This is a genomic window from uncultured Campylobacter sp., from assembly GCF_937949835.1.
Classification (GTDB): Bacteria; Campylobacterota; Campylobacteria; order Campylobacterales; family Campylobacteraceae; genus Campylobacter_B.
Genome location: NZ_CALEDC010000370.1, coordinates 1 through 2,465, shown reverse-complemented (window position 1 = coordinate 2,465; position 2,465 = coordinate 1). Strand labels below are relative to the sequence as shown.

The 2,465-nt window shown below is 48.5% G+C and carries 2 protein-coding genes and 1 pseudogene; all 3 read left to right on the top strand.

The window, feature by feature from the left end:
- Positions 1-510 (top strand): annotated as a pseudogene (locus Q0256_RS08480) (glutamate--tRNA ligase); the annotation flags it as partial.
- Entirely contained in the window at positions 497-793 is a 297-nt protein-coding gene (locus Q0256_RS08475) for a YggT family protein (protein WP_297903307.1), read from the top strand. The pseudogene Q0256_RS08480 and the gene Q0256_RS08475, both read left to right, overlap by 14 nt.
- Positions 790-2,454: a lytic transglycosylase domain-containing protein gene (locus Q0256_RS08470; RefSeq protein WP_297962194.1), complete on the top strand. Its 1,665-nt coding sequence runs from the start codon at positions 790-792 to the stop codon at positions 2,452-2,454. The genes Q0256_RS08475 and Q0256_RS08470 overlap by 4 nt, the downstream gene beginning before the upstream one ends.
- Positions 2,455-2,465 lie beyond the last annotated feature (11 nt).

Here is a 2,465-nt window from a genome sequence, read left to right as displayed (position 1 = left end):
CCGCGCGAGGTCTTTAGCATGGATGAGGCGGTGGAGTTTTTCGACATCGCCAAAATTTCAAAAAGCCCGGCTAAATTTGACGAGGACAAACTCGCTTTCATAAACCGCGAGCATATCAAAAGAGCGAGCGAGCAGCGCCTGGCGGAGCTTTTTGAGCTTGAGCCAAAATTTGCTCCTTTGATAAAATTTTACACTCAAGAAGCGAGCCTAATTCCCCAGATCAAAGAAAAGATTGCAGCTATCTACGGCGCGAAAGATATCCCGCAGGAGTGGGCGGCGCAGGCGCAGGCGCTGCGAGAGGCGATCTTAAATTTATTAAGCTCAAACGGCGCTCCAATGGAATTTAATGATTTCAAAGCGGCGCTTTCTCAGGCTACAAATTTGAAGGGCAAGAGCTTGTTTATGCCGCTTAGATTTTTACTAACCGGCGCGCCTCACGGACCGGAGCTTAGCGAGCTGTATCCGCTGATCCGCGCCGATTTAAAGGAGATACTCGATGCTACTAAATAGCGTATTTTACGGCATTTTAGTGAGTATTCACTACGTGATTCAAGCTTATATGATGCTAATTTTCGTCGCCTGCGTTTTGAGTTTCATCCGCCCAAATCCGTTCGGTAAATTTTATAAAATCGTCCGCGTCATCTCTGCGCTTACGGAGCCTGCGTTTGCGTTGGTGCGCCGTTATCTGCCTACGACTTTCGGCGGCTTTGATCTTTCGCCGCTTCTTATCCTACTCGTGCTTAATTTCTTTGACAGCGCGATAATCTATATCATCAATAGGACGGTCATTTGAAAATATTTCTGAAATTTAGCCTTGTTTTGGGACTGCTGTGCGCCGCAAGTAGCGGTAAAATTTTAAGCTACGAACAGATCAAAGACGAGCCAAAATCCCTAGCCAAGGACTATTACATCTATCGCCTAATAGATGAGACGAAATACAACAAAGCGGAGATTAAAATTTTAAAACAAAGTATCTTTCGCTACAAAGGCAAGCTAAAAGATAAGCTCGATAGAATTTTCGGCGTCGCCAAAGCTCCTAAGCGTCCGGATCGCTGCGCGGGCGTTACCTCCGCTAATATTTTAGATGCAAATTTAACCTGCAAAAAGGCGCGCTCATATCCAAATTTTATCGCCAAGCTAAGCCCGTCGGTGCGCGAGACGCTCGCTTCGCAGCTTGAAAAGCACCAAGACGCGGCAAGTAGAAACGCCGTAAATTTACTGCGCGGATTTAACGACGAAAATCCGAGCGAGTATTTTATGCAGAGCCGCAACGCGCAAAACTACTTTTTATATTACGACTACTTAAAAGGCGCGGACAAAGACGCTCTGATCGATATCGACGCCGACGCAGCCTTCGTAAGCGAACTGGCTTCGCAAAAAGGCTTCAAAGCGGTTCTTAACGACGCGCTAATCAACCGCAAATACCCGCACTTGCGCCGCTCGCTTACGGGCGTCGATCCACTAGCCGTGGAGAAGGACATAGCGTTTATGCTGGGCGTAAATGCCGTCATGCAGGGCGATGAAGGGGCTGCGCTTGCGTTTTTTAACCGCGCGGCGGCGAGCTTTGAGAAGCCTCACGATGTGCACAATGCGAAATTTTGGATCTACCTGCTAAACGGAGATCAAAATGTCTTGCGTCAGCTTGCTAGCAGCGATTATTACAGTCTCTACGCGCTTTATGCCAAAGAGATTTTGGGAAATAAAAATTTAAACATCATCATTCCAAACCCCGCTAAAAATTCTATCGAAGGCTACGATATCACCGATCCTTTCGCTTGGGTTCGCACGAAAAATAGCGCCGATAGGATGTCACGCCCACAGCTTTTGGAATTTGCCAAAAAATTCGACACCAAGCAAAGCATCGGCGAGTACTCATACATCATGAATAAAGCAAGCGGCGGCAAGGATAACTTCTATCCGACGCCGTTTATGGAATATATCGGCGACGGCGACAACCGCCGCAAGGCGCTAATTTTAGCGCTCGCCCGCCAAGAAAGCCGCTTCGTGCCCGCATCGGTATCTACCTCGTATGCGCTTGGAATGATGCAATTTATGCCGTTTTTGGCTAACGAGATCGGCAAAAAGCAACTCAAAATCGACGGCTTCGATCAAGACGATATGTTCCGTCCGGAGGTCGCTTACCGCTTCGCCAACATCCATATCGACTGGCTGGAGCGCAAAATTTACAGCCCGGTTTTCATCGCATACGCTTACAACGGCGGGCTCGGGCTCGTCAAAAAGATGCTTCAGCGCGGCGATATGTTTAATAAGGGCAAATTTGAGCCGTGGCTTAGCATGGAGCTCGTGCCGTATGCCGAGAGCAGGGACTACGGCAAAAAGGTACTCGCAAACTTCATCATCTACTCGCAGATCCTCGATCCGCGCGCGAAAGTCTCGGTGCAACAGGAGCTGCAAGATCTGCTGATCCCCTCTCGCAGCGATAACTTTCGCTAAAGCTAACGGCG

What these genes read in the sequence shown, in the direction of transcription:
- Q0256_RS08475 (WP_297903307.1), top strand. Translation starts at nt 497, where the DNA reads ATGCTACTAAATAGCGTATTTTACGGCATTTTAGTGAGTATTCACTAC.